Annotated in this window: 20 protein-coding genes; 13 read left to right on the top strand and 7 right to left on the bottom strand. The window is 72.6% G+C overall.

The genetic code is table 11. The annotated features are described in order from the left end of the window. Positions 1-83: 83 nt before the first annotated feature. Entirely contained in the window at positions 84-2,573 is a 2,490-nt protein-coding gene (locus PUR61_RS35450) for a transglycosylase domain-containing protein (RefSeq protein ID WP_329883644.1), read from the bottom strand. 287 nt (positions 2,574-2,860) lie between these two features. Here PUR61_RS35450 and PUR61_RS35455 point away from each other — a divergent pair, with 287 nt between their 5' ends. The 10 genes from PUR61_RS35455 (at position 2,861) to PUR61_RS35500 (ending at position 13,965) form a co-directional block, all read left to right on the top strand. Beyond that, on the top strand, positions 2,861-3,736 hold the full coding sequence (locus PUR61_RS35455; RefSeq protein ID WP_329883645.1) for an ABC transporter permease: 876 nt from the start codon (positions 2,861-2,863) through the stop codon (positions 3,734-3,736). Positions 3,737-3,884: 148 nt separating this feature from the next. Further along, positions 3,885-4,649, top strand: a complete 765-nt coding sequence (locus tag PUR61_RS35460) for an ABC transporter permease (protein ID WP_380358534.1) — start codon at positions 3,885-3,887, stop codon at positions 4,647-4,649. A 99-nt stretch (positions 4,650-4,748) separates the two neighbouring features. Beyond that, complete coding sequence (locus PUR61_RS35465; RefSeq protein ID WP_329883647.1) at positions 4,749-5,708, top strand: ABC transporter ATP-binding protein; 960 nt, start codon at positions 4,749-4,751, stop codon at positions 5,706-5,708. Between the two features lie 245 nt (positions 5,709-5,953). Further along, positions 5,954-7,204 carry a glycosyltransferase family 2 protein gene (locus PUR61_RS35470; RefSeq protein WP_329883648.1) on the top strand — a complete coding sequence of 417 codons (1,251 nt, stop codon included), beginning with the start codon at positions 5,954-5,956 and terminating at the stop codon, positions 7,202-7,204. Then, the gene (locus tag PUR61_RS35475) at positions 7,201-8,598 is read left to right on the top strand and encodes a nucleotide sugar dehydrogenase (protein ID WP_329883649.1); all 1,398 of its coding nucleotides are present in this window, start codon (positions 7,201-7,203) and stop codon (positions 8,596-8,598) included. Before PUR61_RS35470 ends, PUR61_RS35475 begins: the two co-directional genes overlap by 4 nt. Further along, a complete protein-coding gene (locus PUR61_RS35480; protein WP_329883753.1) occupies positions 8,543-9,988 on the top strand; it encodes a DUF445 domain-containing protein in 1,446 nt (481 codons plus the stop codon). Before PUR61_RS35475 ends, PUR61_RS35480 begins: the two co-directional genes overlap by 56 nt. A gap of 232 nt (positions 9,989-10,220) precedes the next feature. Next, positions 10,221-11,240 (top strand): adenosine deaminase, encoded by a 1,020-nt coding sequence (locus PUR61_RS35485; protein WP_329883754.1) that lies wholly within the window; start codon positions 10,221-10,223, stop codon positions 11,238-11,240. Between the two features lie 147 nt (positions 11,241-11,387). Further along, entirely contained in the window at positions 11,388-11,942 is a 555-nt protein-coding gene (locus PUR61_RS35490) for a hypothetical protein (RefSeq protein ID WP_329883650.1), read from the top strand. Positions 11,943-12,235: 293 nt separating this feature from the next. Next, complete coding sequence (locus PUR61_RS35495; protein ID WP_329883755.1) at positions 12,236-13,192, top strand: ATP-binding cassette domain-containing protein; 957 nt, start codon at positions 12,236-12,238, stop codon at positions 13,190-13,192. Beyond that, positions 13,189-13,965 (top strand): ABC transporter permease, encoded by a 777-nt coding sequence (locus PUR61_RS35500; protein WP_329883651.1) that lies wholly within the window; start codon positions 13,189-13,191, stop codon positions 13,963-13,965. The genes PUR61_RS35495 and PUR61_RS35500 overlap by 4 nt, the downstream gene beginning before the upstream one ends. A gap of 76 nt (positions 13,966-14,041) precedes the next feature. On the opposite strand, the gene PUR61_RS35505 is transcribed toward PUR61_RS35500, so the two are convergent. After that, positions 14,042-14,773, bottom strand: coding sequence for a TetR/AcrR family transcriptional regulator (locus tag PUR61_RS35505; protein WP_329883652.1), 732 nt, complete (start codon positions 14,771-14,773; stop codon positions 14,042-14,044). Positions 14,774-14,963: 190 nt separating this feature from the next. Between PUR61_RS35505 and PUR61_RS35510 the strand changes: the two genes are divergently transcribed. Next, the gene (locus PUR61_RS35510) at positions 14,964-16,463 is read left to right on the top strand and encodes an MFS transporter (RefSeq protein ID WP_329883653.1); all 1,500 of its coding nucleotides are present in this window, start codon (positions 14,964-14,966) and stop codon (positions 16,461-16,463) included. Between the two features lie 128 nt (positions 16,464-16,591). Here PUR61_RS35510 and PUR61_RS35515 read toward each other — a convergent pair whose 3' ends face one another. The 5 genes from PUR61_RS35515 to PUR61_RS35535 all read right to left on the bottom strand — a co-directional run bounded on the left by PUR61_RS35515 (position 16,592) and on the right by PUR61_RS35535 (position 20,257). Continuing rightward, positions 16,592-17,233: a peptidase inhibitor family I36 protein gene (locus PUR61_RS35515; RefSeq protein ID WP_329883654.1), complete on the bottom strand. Its 642-nt coding sequence runs from the start codon at positions 17,231-17,233 to the stop codon at positions 16,592-16,594. Positions 17,234-17,348: 115 nt separating this feature from the next. After that, complete coding sequence (locus tag PUR61_RS35520) at positions 17,349-18,368, bottom strand: CU044_5270 family protein (RefSeq protein WP_329883655.1); 1,020 nt, start codon at positions 18,366-18,368, stop codon at positions 17,349-17,351. Next, positions 18,365-18,979: an RNA polymerase sigma factor gene (locus PUR61_RS35525; protein ID WP_329883656.1), complete on the bottom strand. Its 615-nt coding sequence runs from the start codon at positions 18,977-18,979 to the stop codon at positions 18,365-18,367. The genes PUR61_RS35520 and PUR61_RS35525 overlap by 4 nt, the downstream gene beginning before the upstream one ends. Before the next feature lie 111 nt (positions 18,980-19,090). Further along, positions 19,091-19,276, bottom strand: coding sequence for a DUF397 domain-containing protein (locus tag PUR61_RS35530; RefSeq protein ID WP_329883657.1), 186 nt, complete (start codon positions 19,274-19,276; stop codon positions 19,091-19,093). A 3-nt stretch (positions 19,277-19,279) separates the two neighbouring features. Beyond that, positions 19,280-20,257 (bottom strand): DUF5753 domain-containing protein, encoded by a 978-nt coding sequence (locus PUR61_RS35535; RefSeq protein WP_329883658.1) that lies wholly within the window; start codon positions 20,255-20,257, stop codon positions 19,280-19,282. 145 nt (positions 20,258-20,402) lie between these two features. Between PUR61_RS35535 and PUR61_RS35540 the strand changes: the two genes are divergently transcribed. Both PUR61_RS35540 and PUR61_RS35545 read left to right on the top strand, forming a co-directional pair. Continuing rightward, complete coding sequence (locus PUR61_RS35540) at positions 20,403-20,765, top strand: ATP-binding protein (RefSeq protein WP_329883659.1); 363 nt, start codon at positions 20,403-20,405, stop codon at positions 20,763-20,765. A 31-nt stretch (positions 20,766-20,796) separates the two neighbouring features. Next, positions 20,797-20,931 (top strand): hypothetical protein, encoded by a 135-nt coding sequence (locus PUR61_RS35545; RefSeq protein ID WP_329883660.1) that lies wholly within the window; start codon positions 20,797-20,799, stop codon positions 20,929-20,931. Positions 20,932-21,171 lie beyond the last annotated feature (240 nt).

Below are 21,171 nucleotides of genomic sequence, written 5' to 3' on the forward strand. Positions count from 1 at the left end.
CCGTCACGCCGTGGGCGTGGCGGCCCGCTGTGCTGTTCGGGGCCGGTTCCCGCCGGAGGGGAGTCGGCCGGAGGAGCGGCCCGTCAGGCGGGTGGCCGGTCGGCGGGCGGCGGGGTGTCGGGCTGGGGCCGGCCGGTCGTGGTGGGGGGATGTCCGGTCGCGGGCGGCGCGGTCGTGGCCGGCCCCTGGGTGGGCGGTGCGGTCGGTTTGGGCTGCTCGGTGGGCCGGTCCGTGGTGGGTCGGGCGGTCGGCGAGGACTGTGACGGCTCGGGTTCCCGGGTGGTCGGGGTGATCATGGTCGGCTGGGCGGGTTCGGTGGTGGGCTGCCCGGGTTCCTCCGTCGGCCGGGTGGTGGCGGTGGGCCGCTTGGGAGGGGTGGGCACGGACTGTCCGGGGCCGGTGCCGCCCGCGCCGCCGGTGCCGCCGCTTCCGCCCGTGGTGTCGGTCCCACCGGTTCCGCCGGTCCGGCCGGGTGCGGTGTCGGCGGAGGGCGACGGCGAGGCCGAGGCCGAGGCGGTGGCGGTGAAGGTGGGGGTCGGGCTGCCGGTGGGCCTGGTGTTGCCGCCGCTGGGCCGGAGGTCGAAGGACTGGACGACGGTGCCGTCCAGGACCTCGCTCATGTAGGCGGTCCAGATCTCGGTGGGGAAGGCGCCGCCGTTGATCCGGGTGTAGCCGGCGGTGCCGGCCAGGGGTTCCTTGGCGTGGGTCTTCGGGTTCTCCCGGAAGAGGCCGACGGTGGTGGCGAGTTCGGGGGTGTACCCGGCGAACCAGGCGGACAGGTTGGAGTCGGTGGTGCCGGTCTTGCCGGCGGCGGGCCGGCCGAGGTCGAGGGCGGCGGCGCCGGTGCCGCGCGGGCTGACGACGTCGCGCAGGACGTCGGTGACGGCGTCGGCGGTGCCCCGGTCGACCGCCGTGGTGGGTGCGTGCTCCGGCATCCTGGGGACGTCGACGGAGCCGGAGCCGGCGTTGACGCGTTCGAGGGCGCTCACCGACCAGGGGGTGTACGCCTCGCCGTGGTTGGCGAGGGCGGCGTAGACGCCGGCCAGGTCGAGGGCGCTGGGGGTGGCGGTGCCGAGGGTCATCGAGGTGTTGGCGGGGTCCAGGCCGGGGACGTCGTCGGGGATGCCGAGTCGCAGGGCGGTGTCCCGGACGTGGGCGAGTCCGGCGTCGACGCCCTCCTGCGCGTACACCGAGTTGACGGACTTGACCATGGCCTGGCGCAGGCTGATGGAGCCGTAGTCGATGTCGTCCTCGTTGGGCGGCGCGTACGGGGTGGGGCCGTCGGTGACGGGGCGTTCGCTGGTGCCGTCGTAGTGGGTCTCGGTGGTGATGGGGAGCCCGTCGTCGCTGCTGCGGCCGGAGGTGAGGCCGGCGGCGAGGTCGATGGGCTTGAAGGTGGAGCCGATCTGGTTGTCCTGGCGCAGCGCGTCGTTGTAGGGCTGTTTGGCGTAGTCGGGCCCGCCGTAGGCGGCGACGACGCGGCCGGTCCCGGGTTCGACGGAGGCGCCCGCGACCCGGACGTCGGTGTCGGTGTCGGGTCGGGCGGTGGGGTCGAGCTCGTCGGTGAGCTGTTCCTGGACGGCCCGCGCGAAGGCGTCCTGCTTCTCCTGGTCGAAGGTGGTGGTGATGCGCCAGCCACCGGCCTTGAGGGTGGGGGTGTCGATGATGCGGTGGGAGATCAGGTAGTTGTCGGCGACGCCGACGAGGTAGCCGGCCTGGCCGCGGAGTCCGCTGGTGGGCTGGGGGTCGACCGGGTCGGGGAAGGCGACGGCGGCGCGGTCGACGGCGGTGAGGAAGCCGAGCTGGACCATGCCGTCGAGGGTGTAGTGCCAGCGGGCGACGGCCCTCTCGCGGTTGGCGGGGGTGGCGGTCTTGACGTCGTAGGCGCTGGGTGCCTGGAGCAGGGCGGCGAGGTAGGCGCTCTGGGGGAGGGTGAGCTGGGAGACGTCGACGCCGTAGTAGGCGCGGGCGGCGCTCTGGATGCCGTAGGCGCCGCGGCCGAAGTAGCTGGTGTTGAGGTAGCCGGTGAGGATCTCGTCCTTGTCGCGCTGCTGGTCGACCTTGAGGGCGATGAAGAGTTCGCGGCCCTTGCGTTCGATGGTCTGGGTCTGGGTGAGGTAGTAGTTCTTGACGTACTGCTGGGTGATGGTGGAGCCGCCCTGCATGCCCTTGCCGGTGAGGGTGTTCCAGCCGGCCCGGACCATGCCCTTCAGGTCGATGCCCCGGTTCTGGTAGAAGGTGCGGTCCTCGGCGGCGACGACGGCGTGCCGGGTGTCGACGGGGATCTGTTCGATCGTCACGTCGGTGCGGTTGACGGCTCCGGTGCGGGCGATCTCGGTGACGCCGTCGGCGTAGAGGTAGATGTTGCTCTGGGCGACGGCGTGGGCGTTGGGGTCGGGCACGGGGACGATGACGTAGAGCACGGCGAAGGCGCCGACGGCGAGCAGCAGGACGGCGGTGAGGGCGCCGAGGATGACCCGCCAGGTGGGCAGGAGCCGCCGCCAGAACGGCAGGGCGCGGCGGGCCTCGCGGCGGGCGGCCCGTCTGGCCTGGCGGCGGGTGCTCAGGGTCATGCCGAGATTATGTGCTATTTGATCGTCGATCAGGTGCTGACCGGGCGTCGGTCGGGTGCCGGAAAAACCGGGTGCGGCGGGTGGTTCGCGGCGGTACGGTGAAAGGTGCAAGCCATATGGCGCACCTGGTTCCGGCGTACGTGTTCCGCGTTCCGGCCCGGTGCGGTTCCGGTCGAGCTCCGCCGCCCGGCCCGGTACCCCCGGGGGACGGTGGTCGGGGCGGGTTCGGCGTGCGCCGGTGCGGTTCGGCACCGCCCTGCACTCTGATTTGTCGACAAGGAGACAATATGCAGAAGGCTGTTCCCGTGGCGCCCCGCGCCACCCACCCGCCCGATCCCGACGGCACCCCCGCGGGCGGCGCGGCGCGCCTCTACGCGGCGATCGCCCGCGGCGCGTTCCGCCGCTTCTCCACCTACCGCGCCGCCACGCTGGCCGGCGCCTTCACCAACACCGTCTTCGGCTTCATCCTCGCCTACACCTTCCTCGCCCTCTGGCAGGCCCGGCCCGGCCTCGGCGGCTACGACCAGAGCGCCGCCGTCACCTACATCTGGGTCAGCCAGGCGCTGCTGGTCACGGTCGCCGTCTGGGGCGGCGGCTTCCAGGACGACGTCCAGGAGCGGTTCCGCAGCGGCGACATCGCCGTCGACCTGTACCGTCCGGTGGACTTCCAGGGCTGGTGGCTGGCCACGGACCTCGGCCGGGCCGCCTTCCACCTGCTCGCCCGCGGCGTCCCGCCGCTGCTGGCCGGCGCCCTGGTCTTCCACACCCGGATGCCCGAGGCCCCGCTGACCTGGGTGTTCTTCCTGATCTCCGTCCTGCTCGCGGTGGTGGTCAGCTTCGGGCTGAGGTTCCTCGTCTCGCTCACCGGCTTCTGGCTGCACGACTCCGAAGGGGTGCGCGCGGTGATGCTGGTGGTGGCGATGTTCTTCTCCGGGATGCTGCTGCCGATCGGGCTCTTCCCCGGAGTGCTCGGCGAGGTCGCCCCCGTGCTGCCCTGGGCCGCGCTGGTGCAGGTGCCGACCGACGTCTTCCTGGAACGGTCGACCGGTACCGGCCTGCTCGGCGCGTTCGGCTTCCAGCTGGCCTGGGCGCTGGTGCTGCTCGCGGCCGGCCGGCTGTTCCAGCTGCTCGCGACGCGCAAGGTGGTGGTCCAGGGTGGCTGAGCCGACCACGTCCCTCCCGGGCGCCGCGGCCAGGGACACCGTGATCCGGGAGGCAGTGACCCGGGGTGCCGACCTCGGCGACGTCACCCGCGACACCCCGGCCGCCCGTACGGCGTGGGCGCTGCGCTCCTGGTGGCTCACCGCCGCCATGTGGACCAAGGCGATCATGTCCTACCGGGCGTCCTTCGTCCTGATGCTCGGCGCCAACGTCGTGGTCACCTTCCTCGACTTCGCCGTGGTGATCCTGATGTTCCGGCACACCGACACGCTCGGCGGCTGGACCCTGGCCGAACTCGGCTTCCTCTACGGCACCTCCACGCTCGCCCTCGGCCTGGCCAACCTGTTCGTCGGCTCCATCGACGCGCTCGGCGAGCGGATCCGGGCCGGCACGCTGGACACCATGCTGGTCCGGCCCGCGCCCGCGCTGGCCCAGCTCTGCGCCGAGCGGTTCTCGCTGCGCCGGCTCGGCCGGCCGCTCCAGGCGGTGGCGGTGCTCGGCTGGGCGGTGGCCGCGCTGGACGTCCACTGGACCTGGGACCGGATCCTGCTGGTGCCCGTCCTGCTGATCTGCGGCACCCTCATCTTCGCGGCCGTCTTCATCGGCTTCGCCAGCCTCCAGTTCTGGTGGGGCGAGGCCAAGGAGCTGCAGAACTCCTTCACCTACGGCGGCGCCACCCTGCTGCACTACCCGCCGACGATCTTCGCCAAGGAGCTCGTCGCCGGTGTCGTCTTCGGCGTGCCGCTGGCCTTCGTCAACTGGCTGCCCGCGTTGCGGATCCTCGACAAGCCCGATCCGCTCGGCCTGCCGACCGCCTTCCAGTTCGCCTCCCCGCTGGCCGCCGCGCTCGGCCTGGCCGCCGCCGGGCTCGCCTGGCGGGCGGGCCTGCGCGCCTACCGCGGCGCCGGCAGCTGAACCAGGCCGCCGGACCGGGCAGTCGATCCCGTCGGCCGAACGCGCCGTACGCGCCGGGCCCGGCAGCCGAACCCCACCCCCGTTCTGAGGACATCCCCCATGGCACTGATCGAACTCGACGACGTCCGCCGCACCTTCACCGTCCGCGCCAAGGTCGGCCGGCTCCGGCGGGAGAAGCGCGAGGTGCGCGCCGTCGACGGGCTGAGCTTCACCGTCCGGGCCGGCGAGTGCGTCGGCTACATCGGCCCCAACGGCGCCGGCAAGTCCACCACCATCAAGATGCTCACCGGCATCCTCGTCCCCACCGCCGGGCGGCTGCGCGTCGCCGGCGTCGACCCGGCCCGCGAGCGGGTCGCCCTGGCCCGCCGGATCGGCGTCGTCTTCGGACAGCGCACCACCCTCTGGTGGGACCTCCCGCTGCGCGACTCCTACGAACTCGCCCGCCGGATCTACCGCATCCCCGAGCACCGATATCGGGCCAACCTGGAACGCTGCGTCGAACTGCTCGACCTCGGGGCGCTGCTCGACACCCCCGTCCGGCAGCTCTCGCTCGGTCAGCGGATGCGCGGCGACCTCGCCGCCGCCCTGCTGCACGACCCGCAGGTGCTCTACCTCGACGAGCCCACCATCGGCCTGGACGTGGTCAGCAAGGGCAAGGTCCGCGAGTTCCTCCGCGAGGTCAACCGTGACCGGGGCACCACCGTGCTGCTCACCACCCACGACCTCACCGACATCGAGCAGCTCTGCGACCGGGTCATGGTCATCGACCACGGCCGGGTGGTGTACGACGGCGGGCTGGACGGGCTGCACGCGGCCGGCGAGAGCGAGCGGACCCTGGTGGTCGACCTCGCCGAGGCCCGTCCGCCGATCGAGGTGGCGGGGGCCCGGGTGGTGCGGGTCGAGGGCCCGCGCCAGTGGCTGGCCTTCCCGGCGCAGCAGAGCGCGGCCCCGATCGTCGCCGCCGTGGCCGAGCGGTACCCGCTGGTCGACCTGTCGGTGCGCGAGCCGGCCATCGAGGACGTGATCGCCCGGATGTACGCGGAGGTCGCGATCGGCTGACCGTGACGTGACCGGCCCGTGGGCCTCCCCACGGGCCGGTTCGCGGGCCGGTTCGCGGGGCGGTCACGGGGGGCGGGCGCTCGACCGTACGTTCCGCCGCCCGTGCGCGCGTTCCTCTCCCGTCACCTGTCCGGGTGGCGGTCGTGACTCCGTGCCGCACAGCCGAGTTGACCTTGCATCGCCGGGCGGACCGTGGTCCGCCCGGTGCATGCTCGGCGATTAGCGCACCGGAGGGGCAGCGCCCGATGACCGTACCCGACGTGACCGTGGTGATCGCGGTCTACAACACCATGCCGTACCTGATCGCCTGCCTGGACTCGTTGGTCCGGCAGACCATCGGGCACGTGCGCATGGAGGTGGTCGCGGTCGACGACGGTTCGACGGACGGCGGAGGCGCCGTGCTCGACGACTACGCGGCCCGCCACCCCGGGCTGTTCCAGGTCGTCCACCAGGCCAACTCCGGCGGCCCGGCGGCCCCGACCAACCGGGGTCTGGCGCTGGCCCGGGGCCGGTACGTGCTCTTCCTCGGCGCCGACGACTGGCTCGGCGGCGAGGCGCTGGAGCGGATGGTGGCCGCCGCGGACGACTGGGAGTCGGACGTGCTGATCCCCAAGCAGATCGGGGTCAACGGGCGGCTGGTGCCGCAGGGCATCTTCGGCGGGACCTCCCCCTCGGTCGGCTTCGAGGACTCCGCGCTGGCCTGGGCGCTCGCCGACACCAAGCTCTTCCGGCTGGACCTGATCCGGCGCCACAACCTGGCCCGCAAGGAGGAGCTCAAGGTCTACTCCGACCAGCCCTTCACCCTCGCCGCGTGCCTGCGGGCCCGCCGGATCTCCGTCCTCGCCGACTACGACTACTACTTCCTGGTGCTGCGCGAGGACCGGGGCAACGTCACCCAGCGGGCCGGCGCGCTGGACCGGATCCGCGGCGTCGCGGCGGTGCAGTGGGTGGCGGCCGAGCTCGCCGCCCCCGGCGGCCAACTGGACGCGATCAAGGCGCGGCACTTCGGCTGGGAGGTCCCGCAGCTGCTGCAAGGCGACTTCCTGCGGCTCGACGAGGGGCTGCAGGGCGAGATCTGCGGCGGCGTGGGCGACCTGGTCCGGCAGTTCGGCGCCCGCGAGGTGTACCACCGGATCACCGTGTCCGACCGGCTGCGCCTCGAACTCGCCGCCGCCGGCCGGGTGGACGCGGTCCGCGAGCTGATCGCGTACGAGGCGGAGCACGGCGATCCGCCGGTGGTGGCGGACGGGCGGCAGCGCTACGCCGGGTACCCGGCGTTCCGGGACGGCGGTCCGGGACTGCCGGACGACCTGTTCCTGCTCGGGGAGGAGCCCGCGCCCGACGAGGCGCCGCAGCTCCGGCTCGTGCAGCAGCTCTGGCGCGGCGCCGTACCGGTCCAGGTGCGCCGCCGGCTTCGCCGTTACCCGGCCTGGCGCCGGTTCGCCGAGTCGGTGGCCGCCCCGGCCGCGGACCGGCCGGAAGGGGGACGGGGATGAGCCCGCTGGACATCCGCCCGACGGCCGGCGTGCCGCTCGACATCTGCGTGGTCGGCCTCGGCAAGCTCGGGCTGCCGCTCGCCGTCCAGTTCGCCGCCATGGGGCACCGGGTGACCGGAGCCGACGTCGCCCCACCGGTCGTCGAGGCCGTGAACCTGGGCAGGCCCCCGTTCCCCCGCGAGGCGGGGCTGGACGAGGCGCTCAAGCGGGTGGTGGCCGAGGGCCGGCTGTCCGCCACCACCGACACCACCGCCGCGGTCGCCCGGTCGGAGGCCGTCGTCCTGGTGGTCCCGCTGGTCACCACCGCCGAGGGTGAGCCGGACTTCACGCTGCTGGACGCGGCCACGGACGCCGTCGCCGCCGGGCTGCGCCGGGGCACCCTGGTCAGCTACGAGACCACCCTGCCGGTGGGCGTGACCCGGGGCCGCTGGGCGCCGCGCCTGGCCGCCGGATCGGGGCTGGTCCCGGGTCGGGACTTCGCGCTGGTGTTCAGCCCCGAGCGGGTCCGCACCGGCCGGGTCTTCGCGGACCTGCGCCGCTACCCCAAGCTGGTCGGCGGGATCGACCCGGCCGCCACCCGGCGCGGCGCCGAGTTCTACCGGGCGGTGCTGGACTTCGACCCGCGCCCCGACCTGGCCCGGCCCAACGGCGTCTGGGAGCTGGAGTCGGCCGAGGCCGCCGAGTTCGCCAAGCTCGCCGAGACGACCTACCGGGACGTCAACATCGCGCTCGCCAATCAGTTCGCCCGGTACGCGGACCGGGTCGGGGTGGACTTCGCGGCCGTCGCCGACGCCTGCAACTCCCAGCCGTTCAGCCATCTGCACCGGCCGGGTGTCGCGGTCGGCGGGCACTGCATCCCGGTGTACCCGCGGCTCTACCTGTGGAACGACCCCTCGGCGACGGTGGTTCGGGCGGCGCGGGCGGCCAATCTGGAGATGCCGGAGTACGCGGTCGGCGTGCTGGACGGCGCGCTGGCCGCGGGTGGGGGTGCGGGCGCGCGGCCGGGTGGCGAGGCGGGCGGCGGCGCGGCGCCGGGCGTCGGCGGGGTGGCCGGACAGGGGGTGCTGGTGCTCGGCGCGGCGTACCGGGGCGGCGTCAAGGAGACGGCGTACTCGGGGGTGTTCCCGCTGGTCGAGGCGTTGCGGGCGGCCGGCGCCCACCCGTACGTGTCCGATCCGCTGTACCGGGCGGAGGAGCTGGCCGCGCTCGGCCTGCCTCCCCACGAGGGCGAACCGGTGGTGGCGGCGGTGCTCCAGGCCGACCACCCCGAGTACCGCGAGCTGGAGCCCGCCGACCTGCCGGGCGTCCGGGTGCTGCTGGACGGGCGGCGGTGCACCGATCCGGACCGGTGGGCCGTGGGCGGAGTACGCCGGATCGTCCTCGGGGGCGCGTGACGAGCTCCCGAGCAGGGGGGGTCGCACCACGGACCCGGCGCACGTTTACCGGGCACGCCGTCCGCTCGCGCCGGGTAACGGGCAGACTGGCGGGGTGAGCGACGAAGCCTTGAGCGGAACGGGCCCCGGGGTCCGGTTCACCGCGGCCGACGAAGAGAAGACACGCGGCGTCCGCCGGATGAAGACCATCGCGACCGGCCTGCTGGCCTTCGCGACCCTGGTCTTCGCCCTGGCGACCTGGGCGGAGTCGGCCGGCGCCGGCGCCTGGGCCGGGTACGTGGCGGCCGCCGCCGAGGCGGGCATGGTCGGCGCGCTGGCCGACTGGTTCGCCGTGACCGCGCTGTTCCGGCGGCCGTTCGGCCTGCCGATCCCGCACACCGCGATCATCCCGACCAAGAAGGACGCGTTCGGCCGCTCGCTCGGCGACTTCGTCGGAGAGAACTTCCTCTCCGGCCAGGTCGTGCGCGGCCGGCTCGCGGCGCTCGGCATCGCCCGCAGGCTCGGGGAGTGGCTGGCCGCCCCCGGCAGCGCCGAGCGGGTCACCAAGGAGGCCTCGGCGGCGCTGCGCGGCGTGCTCGCGGTGCTCCGCGACGACGACGTGCAGGCGGTCGTCGCCGAGGCGGTGACCAGACGCGCGGCGGCCACCTCGGTCGCCGAGCCCGCCGGCCGGATGCTCGGCAAGGTGGTCGCGGACGGCGGGCACCACGGGGTGGTCGACCTGATCGCGGTCCGGGCGCACGACTGGCTGGCCGAGAACCACGCCGAGGTGGTCGACCGGGTGACCCAGAAGACCCCCGGCTGGACGCCGAAGTTCATCGACCATCAGGTCGGCGAGCGGGTCTACAAGGAGCTGATGCGGTTCGTCACCGACATCCGGGACGACCAGGAGCATCCGGCGCGCGGCGCGATCGACAACTTCCTCGCCGACTTCGCCACCGAGCTGCAGACCGACCCGGAGACCATCGCCCGGGTCGAGCGGGCCAAGGCCGACCTGCTGGCCCGCCCCGAGGTCCAGGACCTGATCGCCTCCACCTGGGCCGCCGTCCGCTCGCTGGTGATGAACGCCGCCGAGGACGAGGAGAGCGAGCTGCGCCGGCGCATCCGCGAGGGCGTGCGGACCTTCGGTGCGCGCCTCGCGACGGACGCGAAGCTCCAGGCCAAGGTGGACGGCTGGCTCCAGGACGCCGCCCAGTACCTGGTCGACACCTACCGGACCGAGATCACGTCGATCATCTCCGAGACGGTGGCGGGCTGGGACGCGGACGACGCCTCCCGCAAGATCGAGGCGAACGTCGGCCGGGACCTCCAGTTCATCCGGATCAACGGCACGGTGGTCGGCGCCCTGGCCGGCCTGGTGATCCACACGGCTGCGGTGGCCCTCGGCGGGTGAGCCGGGCGCGGCGTCCGAGGGCGCGCGGGGTGGCAGGGCGGCTCGTCGTCGCGGGTCGGCCGCCGCGCCCCGCCGGGCCCGGCGGGGGAAGCCTGCCGGGCACCCGCCGCGGTGCTCTGCCTATCCTTGCGTGCACCGCTTGATACACGCGTAGAGGAAGAAGGGCACCACCGTGGTCCAGCCGGACGGAAGTCGGATCGGAACCCCCAGCAACACGGGCGGAGGACGCTCGATCGAAGCGTTCATCGCCGGAATGCCCAAGGCGGAGCTGCACGTCCACCACGTCGGGTCGGCCTCGCCGCGCGTGGTCGCCGAGCTTGCCGCCCGCCACCGCGGCCAGGCGAAGGTGCCGACCGACCCCGAGGCCCTCGCCGAGTACTTCACCTTCACCGACTTCGCGCACTTCATCGAGGTCTACCTGAGCGTCGTGGACCTGATCCGCGACGCCGAGGACGTCCGCGCCCTGACCTACGGCGTCGCCGAGGACATGGCCCGGCAGAACATCCGGTACGCCGAGCTGACCGTCACCCCGTACTCCTCGGTCAGCCGGGGCATCCCCGACGTCGCCTTCATGGAGGCCATCGAGGACGCCCGGGTGCGCGCCGAGAAGGACCTCGGCGTGGTGCTCCGCTGGTGCTTCGACATTCCCGGCGAGGCCGGTCTGGCCGCCGCGGAGGAGACCGCCCGGCTCGCCGTCGACCTGGCCCCCGAGGGCCTGGTCAGCTTCGGCCTCGGCGGCCCGGAGATCGGGGTGCCGCGCCCGCAGTTCAAGCCGTACTTCGACCGGGCGCGCGCGGCCGGCCTGCGCAGCGTCCCGCACGCCGGGGAGACCACCGGTCCGGAGACGGTGTGGGACGCGCTGCGGGAGCTCGGCGCCGAGCGGATCGGCCACGGCACCCAGGCGGTCGGGGACCAGGCGCTGCTCGACCACCTCGGCGAGCACCGGATCGCGCTGGAGGTCTGCCCGACCTCCAACATCGCCACCCGGGCGGTGGCGCGGATCGAGGAGCACCCGATCAGGCGGATGGTCGACGCGGGCCTGCTGGTCACCGTCAACAGCGACGACCCGCCGATGTTCGGCACCGACCTGAACACGGAGTACGCGGTGGCGGCCCGGTTGCTCGGACTGGACGAGGGCGGGGTCGCCGGACTGGCGCGGAACGCGGTGGAGGCCTCCTTCCTGGATCCGGCCGGCAAGGCCCGGCTGACCGGTGAGATCGACTCCTACCTGGCGGGCTGGCGCCGGGGCTGACCCGCGCGCCCCCGCTCTCCGAGGCCCCGCCGGCGACCCGCCGGCGGGGCCTTCCGCGTCGTCACCCTCCCGGTGGACGGTGAATGGCGCCACGGAGTGGTGCCAAAATACCTCGACATGGCGCCATCGGTGTGCCATTCTCGTGCCATGGACCTCACGCCGTACGTCGACAACCTCCGGCGCGAGCTCGCCGCCGCCGCGGGTGCGGGCGGGGACGAAGCCCGGGCTCTGGCCGAGCGCCTGACCCTGCCGCTGGAGTCGGCCGCCCGGCTCACCCTGCTCCACGCCCTCTCCGCCGCCATGGGGGAGGTCACCCGGGAGCTGGCGCCGGGCTCGGTGGACGTCCGGCTGCGCGGACTGGACCCGGAGTTCGTCGTGACGGCGCCGTCGGCGGCGGAGCCCTTCCACGGGCCCGGGCCGGAGGGGCCGCTTCCGCCCGTGCCGCCGGCCGTCGCGGCCGGGGGTCCGTCCGGCGCCGCGGCGCCGGATCCGGGCGACGACGCCGGCACCGCCCGGATCAACTTCCGGCTCCCGGCCCACCTCAAGGCCCGGGTGGAGGAGGCCGCCGGACAGGAGACCCTCTCGGTCAACGCCTGGCTGGTACGGGCCGTCGCCGCCGCGCTGGAGCCGGGGCGGCCGACCCGGCCCGAGGGGCAGAGCCGGCGCGACACCGGCCAGGCCTTCACCGGCTGGGTCCGCTAGCCGCAGGCCGCCAACCGCCGGCCGCCAACCGCCGTCCGTCCGTCACCCACCACCGGTCCACCCGCCACCCACCACCCGCCGCCCGTCACCGGTCCACGCGTCGCCGTCGCCCCGGTGCTGCTCGGTGCTGCCCGGCGCTGCCCGGTGCCGGCGTCGAGTCGGCCCACAGCGCCGTCCGGACCGTCGAACCGGTCCGTGGCCGGGTCGCCCCGCCGGACCGCCGTGGGCGACCGCACGATCCGACCGTCCTGACCCGCCGTCGCCGTCCCTGATGCGGAGAGAGCGTGACCGCCATGCCCTTAACGTCCACCGAGTCCGCGCCGCCCCCCGCGATCGCCGCGGTCGGCCTGACCAAGGCCTACGGAGGGAGGACCGTCCTCGACGGCATCGACCTGACCGTGCCGGAGGGCACCGTGTTCGCCCTGCTCGGGCCGAACGGCGCCGGCAAGACCACCGTGGTGGAGATCCTCTCCACCCTCGTCCCGGCCGACGCCGGGGCCGTCCGGGTGGCCGGCCACGACCTGGTCCGGGAGTCCGACGGGGTCCGCGCCGCGATCGGTGTCACCGGCCAGTTCTCGGCGGTGGACAACCTGCTCACGGCCGAGGAGAACCTGCTGCTGATGGCCGACCTGCACCACCTCCGCCGTCGGGAGGGGCGGGGGCGGGCGGCCGGGCTGTTGCGGCGCTTCGACCTGACGGAGGTGGCCGGGAAGCCGGTCGCCACCTTCTCCGGCGGCATGCGCCGCAAGCTCGACCTCGCCATGACCCTGGTCGGCGACCCCCGGATCATCTTCCTCGACGAGCCGACCACCGGGCTCGACCCGCGCAGTCGCCGGACCATGTGGGAGCTGATCGAGGGGCTGGTCCAGGAGCAGGGGGTCACCGTCCTCCTGACCACGCAGTACCTGGAGGAGGCCGACCGGCTCGCCGGTCGGATCGCCCTCCTCGACGGCGGCCGGATCGTCGCGGAGGGCACCGCCGAGGAGCTCAAGCGGCGCATCCCCGGCGGCCACCTGCGCCTGCGCTTCGCGGCCCCGTCCGACCTCAGGGCGGCAGCGGCCCTGTTCGACTACGCCAGCCCCGACGCCGAGGCGCTCACGCTCTCGATCCCCGGCGACAACTCGGTCGTCACGGTGAAGGCCGTCCTCGACATCCTGGACAGCGCCTCCGTCCGCGCCGAGTCGCTCACCGTCCACACCCCCGACCTCGACGACGTCTTCCTCACCCTCACCGCGGAGGGCGCCCGATGAGCACGACCTCCTACGCCGTCAGCGACTCCCTGACGATGCTGCGGCGCAACCTCAAGCACGCGCGGCGGTACCCGTCGCTGACCTTCGCGGTCGTGCTGATGCCGGTGATGATGCTGCTGCTCTTCAACTACGCCTACGGCGGTGCGCTGGGTGTCGGCATCGGCGGCGGCGAGTACATCGACTACGTGACGCCCGGCATCGTGCTGATGGCGGCGACGTCCGGGGCGCTGGTGACGGCGGTCGGCGTCTGTGTCGACAAGACCGAGGGCATCGTCAACCGGTTCCGGACGATGGCGATCTCGCGGGCGGCGTTCCTGACCGGGCACGTGGTCGGCAGCCTGATCCAGACCGTGCTGGGCCTGCTGCTCGTCCTCGCCGCCGCCTTCGCGATGGGCTTCCGGCCCGACGCCACGCCGGTGGAGTGGCTGGCCGCGGGCGGACTGCTGGTCTTCGTCATCCTCGCCCTGACCTGGTTGGCGGCCGGGATCGGTCTGGTCGCCAAGACGCCCGAGAGCGCGAGCAACCTGCCGATGCCGCTCCAGTTCCTGCCTTTCGTGGGCAGCGCCATCGTCCCGCCGGAGTCGATGCCCGCCGCCCTGCGGTGGTTCGCCGAGTACCAGCCGTTCACCCCGGTCATCGAGACCCTGAGGGGTCTGCTGATGGGTACCGCCATCGGTGCGAGCGCGCTCGCCGCCCTGGCCTGGTGCGTCGCCCTCACCGGGGTCGGCTACCTCTGGGCGCGCGCCACCTTCCGCCGGCCGCCGAGGCGGTAGCGCGGCCCCGGCGGTGCCCGGCCGGGTCCGGAGCGGCCGGGTCGGGAGCCGCTTCGCCGGCGGGCCGGCCCGGGCGTCAGCGCGGGAGGCGGAGGGCGAGTCCGTCGAGGATGATCTCCAGGCCGTAGTCGAACTTGGCGTCGCGCATCTCGGTGGGGTCCGTGATGGCGGCGGTGGCCGCGGCGGCGGCGTAGGAGTCGGAGAGGAGGTCGTGGCCGGCCACGGCCTTCTGGGCGGTGGGCATCAGCCGGGCGACGAACTCGGCCTCGCTCTCGCCGCTGCGGGCCACCGCGGTCAGCCAGGCGGCCTCGGTGGTGCTCATGCCGATGACGTAGGCGAGGACGGTGTCCAGGCCGCGCGAGGCGTCGGGGAAGCCGGCCGAGGTGAAGAGCTCGGCGAGCCGTTCGGAGACGGCGACCAGGTTGGGGCCGAGGTAGGCGAGTCCGGCCTGGCCCAGGACGGACGCCAGCCAGCGGTGGCGCAGCGTGGCGGACCGGAAGGACCCGCAGGTCTCGATGACGGCGGCCCGCCATTCGGCGGGGTCGGTGGCCGGCACGGTGATCTCGCCGAAGACCTCGTCCACGGCGAGTTCCATCAGCTCGTCCTTGGTGGCGACGTGCCGGTAGAGGGAGGTCGCGCCCGCGTTGAGGCGGGCGCCGAGCTTGCGCATGGAGAGCGCCTCGATGCCGTCGGCGTCCAGCATGGTGATCGCCTCGCGGACGATCACGGCTCGGCTGAGCGCCGGCTGTTCGGGTTCGCGCTGCTGGCGGGCCCATACGGACGGGATCGGATTCGTCTTCGCGGCCATCGGCCGGTCCTCCCTCGGTGGGTCGGCGAGTTGTCCCTGCGTACACCGTGCGCATTCAGCGTACAGGGTTCGAACGCTGTACACGGCGTTCGCAATTGCGCACGGCGTTAAAGGGTTGCGCACACCGTTCCACAATGCGTACAGTGTGCGCAACGGCGGAACAATGTACGCACCTCGGAGGGGAACATCCATGGAAGCCCGCAACCCACGTCGCTGGTGGATCCTGATCGTGCTCTGCCTCAGCACGCTCGTCCTGGTGGTCGACAGCATGGCGCTGACGGTGGCGGTGCCGTCGATGACCGAGGACCTGAAGGCCACCGCGCAGGACACGCAGTGGATCCTCGACTCCTACATCCTGGTCTTCGCGGGTCTGCTGCTGACCTCCGGAAGCCTGGGGGACCGGTTCGGCAGGCGGAAGGTGATGATCATCGGACTGCTGCTCTTCGGAGCGGCGTCGCTGGCGGCGACGCTCTGCAGCAACCCGGGTGAGGTCATCGCGAGCCGGGTGGCCATGGGTGTGGGTGGCGCGCTGATCATGCCGTCGACGCTGTCGATCCTGATCACGGTGTTCGAGGAGGACGAGCGCGGCAAGGCGATGGCGGCCTGGGGTTCCGTCTCCATGCTGGGCCTGGTCGGTAGCCCGGTGCTCGGTGGTGTGCTGATCGACCACTTCTCGTGGCACTCGATCTTCTTCATCAACGTGCCCGTCGTCGTGCTCGCCATCACCGCCGCGCTGGTCCTGATGCCGGAGTCCAGGGGCCCGTGGCAGAAGCCGGACCCGCTGGGCGCGGTGCTGTCGGCGGTCGGCATGACCGCGATGATCTGGTGGATCATCGAGATCCCGAAGCACGGCGCGTTCGGCGGCACCTCGCTGGTGACCCTCGCGGTCGCGGTCCTGGCGCTCGGCGGGTTCGTGGTCTGGCAGAACGTGGCGGCGGAGCCGATGGTGCCGCTGATGCTCTTCAAGAAGCGCAACTTCAGTGGTGGTTCGCTCTCCCTGACGCTGGTCCAGATCGGCAACGGCGGTCTGCTGCTGGTCCTCACCCAGTACCTCCAGTTCGTGCTGGACTACTCGCCGGTCAAGGCGGGCCTGGCCTTCGTGCCGATGGCGATCGCGGCCCTGATCGGCAACGGCCTGGGCGCCGGTCTGGCGGCGAAGATCGGCAACCGGATGCTGGTGCTGGTCGGCATGCTGATGATGGCCGGGGCGTTCGTCCTGTTCAGCACGGTGGACGCGGCGACCGGGTTCGCCGTCCCGGCGACCGCCCTGGGGATCCTGGGGTTCGGTGCCGGTCTGGCGATGCCGGCCGCGGTCGGTGCGCTGATGGGCGAGATCCCGGCGGACAAGGCGGGCGTCGGCTCCGCCCTGAACGACACCATCCAGCAGGCGGGTACGGCGCTGGGCATCGCGATCCTCGGGTCGATGCTGGCCGGCGGCTACGCGGACAGGATGCCGAAGGGCTCCTCGGAGCAGGCGAAGCAGTCGATCGTCGGCGCCCTGGCCGAGGCCAAGGGGGACGCGGGCCTGGCGCACGCCGCCCGGGAGGCCTTCACCTCCGCCATGTCGACCACCTTCACGGTGAGCGCGGTGGGCGTGCTGGCGGCGGCCCTGGTGGCGACGATCGTGATGCGGGACAAGAAGACGGCCGAGCAGGCGCCGGCGGAGGACGCGGCCGAGCTGGCGGCCTGACCCCGTAGGAACCCGGGCCTGCAGGAACCCGCGCCCGCAGGGACCTGGGCCCGCAGGACGAAGGCCGAGGGCCGGCACCCGGAAGATCGGGTGACCGGCCCTCGGCCTTCTCCGTGCGGCGGTGCGGGTCAGTTGACCGTGAGGTAGTCGACCCGGTCGTTCCAGCTGCCGCCGTAGGGGTAGCCCTGGGCGGAGAGGTCGTAGCAGCCCCATCCGAGGTAGAGCGACGGGTCCGGCTGGAGGGCGCGGTCGTCGTAGAGGGTCGCGCCGCTCGCGTTGTAGGCGCAGGCGGAGCTGGCCCGGTCCCGGAAACCCCAGTCGGACAGGTACTTGGTGCCGAACTGCGACCAGCGCAGGGCGGCACCCGTGTAGTTGGAGTGTTCCCAGATGCAGACCCAGCCCGAGGAGCAGTCCGCGTCGGTCAGCGAGGCTCCGGCGGCAGGCGCCTTCCGCGAGGTCTGGGCCGAAGCGGGATCGATGGTGGCGAGTGCCTGGTCGGCCTCGGCGATGCTGTCGTGGCAGTAGACGGCACCACCGGTCACCTCGGTGCAGACGCGGGCGCCGCCCCAACCCTGGGAAAGGTCGATCTTCTTGCCTCTATAGGTGGCGATCACGGGCTTGGACGGCCTTGCGTCCGTCGGATCCGCGGACTGCCTGACGTCGGTGGCCTGCGCAGACGCGTCTGCGGGTGCGGCCACGGCCGTCGGAGCCGCCAGCGCGAGTGCGCCGGCGACCGTGGTGACGGCAGCGAGCGTGCGGAATGTACGCACGGTCAACTTCCCCCCTGCTCGGTTGTGTCGGTTCGGTGCTGACACGACCCAACGCGGGATTCGCCGATCACACAATAGCTGCAGCGTAGTCCGGTCAATGGCTGACCGAATCGACTCAGGGGGTTGCTTCCTGGGGTGCTGCCTCACCGGGGGTGTCCACGATGCCCCAGGCGACGAGGGCCGCGGAGTCCACCTCGTCCCCGGATTTGCCCCACGGGCCGTCCTTGATCAGGACCGTGCGGGTACCGAGCAGACACATCGTCTGGCGGTCGAAGATCCACTCGAAGCGTTCGCCGTTGTGGACGCGGGCCACGGCCACCCCGCGGCGGCCGGCGGCGTCGACGGCGTCGTCGACCGCCACCACACCGGGGATGCGGGCCGCCGCACGGTAGAGGGCGGCGCTCAGTCGCGGCGGCACGACGGTGCTGCGAAGGAGGTCGCCGATGGCGACGAAGGACTCCTGGTCGGGACCGGTGGTCGAGTCGGAACCGCGTCCGTGATCGCGCACGGCGTCGGCGTGGATCTTCCTGAGCAGCAACTCGGGGTCGGTCGGAAGGGTGGCCAGCAGGCGGTAGGAGGAGGACGTCAGGAGGGAGCCGTCGAGGGCGGAGAGCGGTTCGTCCGCGCCGGCGTGACGGGTCAGCCCGGGCCGGCTGCCGTCGACCGAGGCCCACTTCTCGGCTTCGGTGGTGGTGGTGCCGCGCCGCATCGTGCCGTCGGCGGACTCGCTGAGCGAGGTGGAGTGGCTGACGGTCCTGAGGTAGGTGTACTGGGCGTCCCGGACCGAGGGCTCGGGGCCGGACCAGGCGACCCGGGCGGCCCGGTCGAGAAGTTCGACGGAGGCCGCGGTGGCGGGGGGCGTCCGGTTCGTCGAGGCTCCGGTGCCCTGGGTGAGGGTCACCGCCATGAGGGTGGCGGCGGTGCCGACGGCGGCCACCAGGGCGAGGCCCCGCCAGCGGGAGGTCAGGGCGGCGAAGGGACGTGACCGGTCGAACTCGTCCAGCAGGAACTCGCGGCGGGCGGCCATCTGGTCGAGGGACGGGACCGGATGCGGGGGCGGGGGCAACAGGCGGGCCAGTTCGCGGCGCTCGCCGTGCTCGTCCCACCTGTCGTGGTCGGTGGATGCGGTGTTCATGGCCGGCTCTCCTGGTGGTGCCCCACGGGCTGACGGCTGGCGGCGAGGTGGTGGGCGCGGTCGTGCGGTGGCTCCGGCGGGTCCTCGGTGTCGACGATCCGGCGCAGCTTGTCCCGCACGCGGGAGAGTCGGGAGCGGACGGTGCCCACGGGTATGCCCAGGGCGCGGGCGGCCTCCGCGTAGCCCAGCCCGGACCAGACGACGAGGGTGAACACCTCGCGCTCGGGGGCGCCCAGCTGGTCGAGGGCGCGCACGGCGGCGGCGGCCGTGTTGGCGTCCGTGATCCGGCCGACCACCTCGTCGGCGAAGTCGGGGATCGGGTCGCGGCGGGGGAGACGGGACATCGCCTCGCGGTGACGGCGCGCGGTGCGGGCCGTGTTGCGCAGGACGTTGGTGGCGATCGCCAGCAGCCAGGCACGGGGGTGCAGGACCTCGTCGCGGAGCTTCTTCCGCAGCCGCCAGGCTTCGAGGAAGGTCAGGGAGACGATGTCGTCCGCGAGGTCGCGGTCCCCGGTGGATCTGTAGGCGTGCGCGAAGACCGTGCGCGCGTGGTGATCGTAGAGCTCGGCGAAGACCTGGCGGTCGCCGGGCTGCGCCTGCTTACTGGACAAGGAGGACTCCACGCAGATCTGGTGTCCGCAGCGGGGGAGTGGTTCCAGGGAATGTTGAGGAGATGTGGACGACCGGTGCCTCCCGGGAGGCACCGGTCGCGCCGGAGCAGCTCAGACGTCGAACTCGCCGTTGCGGATGCCGGCGAGGAGGTCACGCCACTCGGCGAGGGTCAGCTCGGCTATGGAGGAGGGTTGGAGACTGCTCCGGACGTACACGGCCTCGGAGGTCACCGCCACCTCGGGGCAGTTGTTGGCGTTGGCGCACGACACGGGGCGCGTCCAGGAGAGTTCCTCCACGGGTTAGAGCTCCTTCTTGATCTGCGTGATCAGATTGCGAGAGTCATCGACGGAGAGTGACCGCTCGGCCATCACTTCTATGATCCTGCGGTACTTGTCGAGGTGTTCTGTCGTGTGCAGGAAGGTGGGCCCCTCGACGGTGTCGTACTGCAGGGTGTCGAGGCGTGGCACCGGGCCGCTCATGTAGACGAGTGCTTGGCCTGACCCTTTGAAACCGCCTGCTGCGAAGCTGATCACGCGTAGCGTCACATGTGGACGCTCGGACAGCTCAAGCATCCACTCCAACTGCTCTCGCAGCGAATCACGACCTCCGAACTGCATACGGAGCGCGGCTTCATGCACGACGGCGGTGTAGGGCGGTGCGCCCTCAGCCATCAGGACCTCGGCACGCCGCATACGGTGCTCGATACGCGTTTCCACTGTCCGTGGAGTCAGCGGTGTTTGGGCGTCCCGGAAGATTGCCCTGCTGTACCGCTCGTTCTGCATGGGGCCTGGTGGGTGACAGATCTGATAGGACTGCGTCGCCCTCGCGTAGTACTCATGCTCGGCGAGGTCGAGAAACCCGATCGGTACTGCTCCTCGATACTCTTCCCACCACCCCTTGGAGCGGTCGCCCGCCATCGTCGCAAGGGCAGTGACGAACTCGCTGTTGGTTTCGCCGTATTTGTGGGCGAGAGCCACCACTCTCTCCGGCGTCACCGCGTAGAGCGCCTGCTCGATGAGTGTGATCTTCGTGCGGTCCACGCCGAGGATCGTCGCGGCCTCGGCGGTTGTCGTGCCGGCGGCATCTCGCATCTTTCGTAGCTCGATGCCAACCCGCTGCCTTCGTGCGCTGGGGGTAGGTGGCATGTGACCAAGCATCCACCGGGACCGTTGTGCGAGTCCAGCCGGATCTGACGGTACAAGTATCGGATCAGCTGGTACATGTACCGCCGAATGCTCTACAGTCTGTGATGCACCGCTCACCGGACGGATTGTCATCAACGTCCCGGATCAGGGCAGTTGGTACCGGCTGCCCGGGCACCGAAGAGCACTCGTGCGCGGCGTCGCCATCGCCGCCGCGACCTTGCTCACGGCGACGCACCCCGTTCTGGTGTGCCCCACCTGCACCGCTGGGAGACTCCCCATGTGTAACCTCAACTCCCCTTCCCTCGCCATCGCCCGAGCCGCGCTCCGGGACGCCATGGTCCGCAGCGGGTTCCACCCCGAGGCCATCGCCGACGCCGAGCTCGCCCTCGCCGAACTGATCGTCAACGCCTGGCGGCACGGCCGGACCACGTCGCCCGTCGTCCTCGTCCTCGTTCTCGACCGGACGCTCCGCGTCTCGGTCGGCGACGACTCCTCCGACTTCCCCGAACGGCGAACGCCCGCCGGCCTCGCCGAGTGCGGCCGGGGACTCCAGCTCGTCGACGGCCTCACCCACCGCTGGGGGACCGAACCGCAGAAGCGCGGCAAGATCGTCTGGTTCGAACTGGATGCCGCCGCGTGAACCTCCCCACCGCTCCCGAGGGTTGGCCGCCGTGCTCGGGCTGCTGATCCTCGTCATCGCGGCAGCCGTCGTCGGCGCCGTGTGCCAGGTCCGCACCCAGGCCCTCCGTGATCGCCACCACGATCAGGACGCCTCCGCCCCCGAGCGGACCCGCATACCCGACTGATCCGCCGACCCGCCACGTCCTGGCGGACCGATCGGCTCACCTGCCCTGATCGCCGTCGCGGACATGCTCCAAGCCGTTGACCGCTGGCACTACCCTGAACTGGCGCCGTTCGTCGCCGCAGCAGCGACGGGCCTCACCGGCGTCCGGCCCGGCCACTGAGCGCGGACGCCCGGGCGTGGTGCGGATCGTGCCGGCAACGACCGACGCGCCCCCGCTGGGCGGCGGGGGCGCGTCGGTCGT

The sequence above is a fragment of the Streptomyces sp. BE20 genome (assembly GCF_036322525.1).
Classification (GTDB): domain Bacteria; phylum Actinomycetota; class Actinomycetes; order Streptomycetales; family Streptomycetaceae; genus Kitasatospora.

What these genes read in the sequence shown, in the direction of transcription:
- PUR61_RS35510 (WP_329883653.1), top strand. Translation starts at nt 14,964, where the DNA reads ATGGAAGCCCGCAACCCACGTCGCTGGTGGATCCTGATCGTGCTCTGC.
- PUR61_RS35495 (WP_329883755.1), top strand. Translation starts at nt 12,236, where the DNA reads ATGCCCTTAACGTCCACCGAGTCCGCGCCGCCCCCCGCGATCGCCGCG.
- PUR61_RS35490 (WP_329883650.1), top strand. Translation starts at nt 11,388, where the DNA reads ATGGACCTCACGCCGTACGTCGACAACCTCCGGCGCGAGCTCGCCGCC.
- PUR61_RS35505 (WP_329883652.1), bottom strand. Translation starts at nt 14,773, where the DNA reads ATGGCCGCGAAGACGAATCCGATCCCGTCCGTATGGGCCCGCCAGCAG.
- PUR61_RS35450 (WP_329883644.1), bottom strand. Translation starts at nt 2,573, where the DNA reads ATGACCCTGAGCACCCGCCGCCAGGCCAGACGGGCCGCCCGCCGCGAG.
- PUR61_RS35475 (WP_329883649.1), top strand. Translation starts at nt 7,201, where the DNA reads ATGAGCCCGCTGGACATCCGCCCGACGGCCGGCGTGCCGCTCGACATC.
- PUR61_RS35455 (WP_329883645.1), top strand. Translation starts at nt 2,861, where the DNA reads ATGCAGAAGGCTGTTCCCGTGGCGCCCCGCGCCACCCACCCGCCCGAT.
- PUR61_RS35465 (WP_329883647.1), top strand. Translation starts at nt 4,749, where the DNA reads ATGGCACTGATCGAACTCGACGACGTCCGCCGCACCTTCACCGTCCGC.
- PUR61_RS35540 (WP_329883659.1), top strand. Translation starts at nt 20,403, where the DNA reads ATGTGTAACCTCAACTCCCCTTCCCTCGCCATCGCCCGAGCCGCGCTC.
- PUR61_RS35500 (WP_329883651.1), top strand. Translation starts at nt 13,189, where the DNA reads ATGAGCACGACCTCCTACGCCGTCAGCGACTCCCTGACGATGCTGCGG.
- PUR61_RS35470 (WP_329883648.1), top strand. Translation starts at nt 5,954, where the DNA reads ATGACCGTACCCGACGTGACCGTGGTGATCGCGGTCTACAACACCATG.
- PUR61_RS35460 (WP_380358534.1), top strand. Translation starts at nt 3,885, where the DNA reads ATGTGGACCAAGGCGATCATGTCCTACCGGGCGTCCTTCGTCCTGATG.
- PUR61_RS35520 (WP_329883655.1), bottom strand. Translation starts at nt 18,368, where the DNA reads ATGAACACCGCATCCACCGACCACGACAGGTGGGACGAGCACGGCGAG.
- PUR61_RS35535 (WP_329883658.1), bottom strand. Translation starts at nt 20,257, where the DNA reads ATGACAATCCGTCCGGTGAGCGGTGCATCACAGACTGTAGAGCATTCG.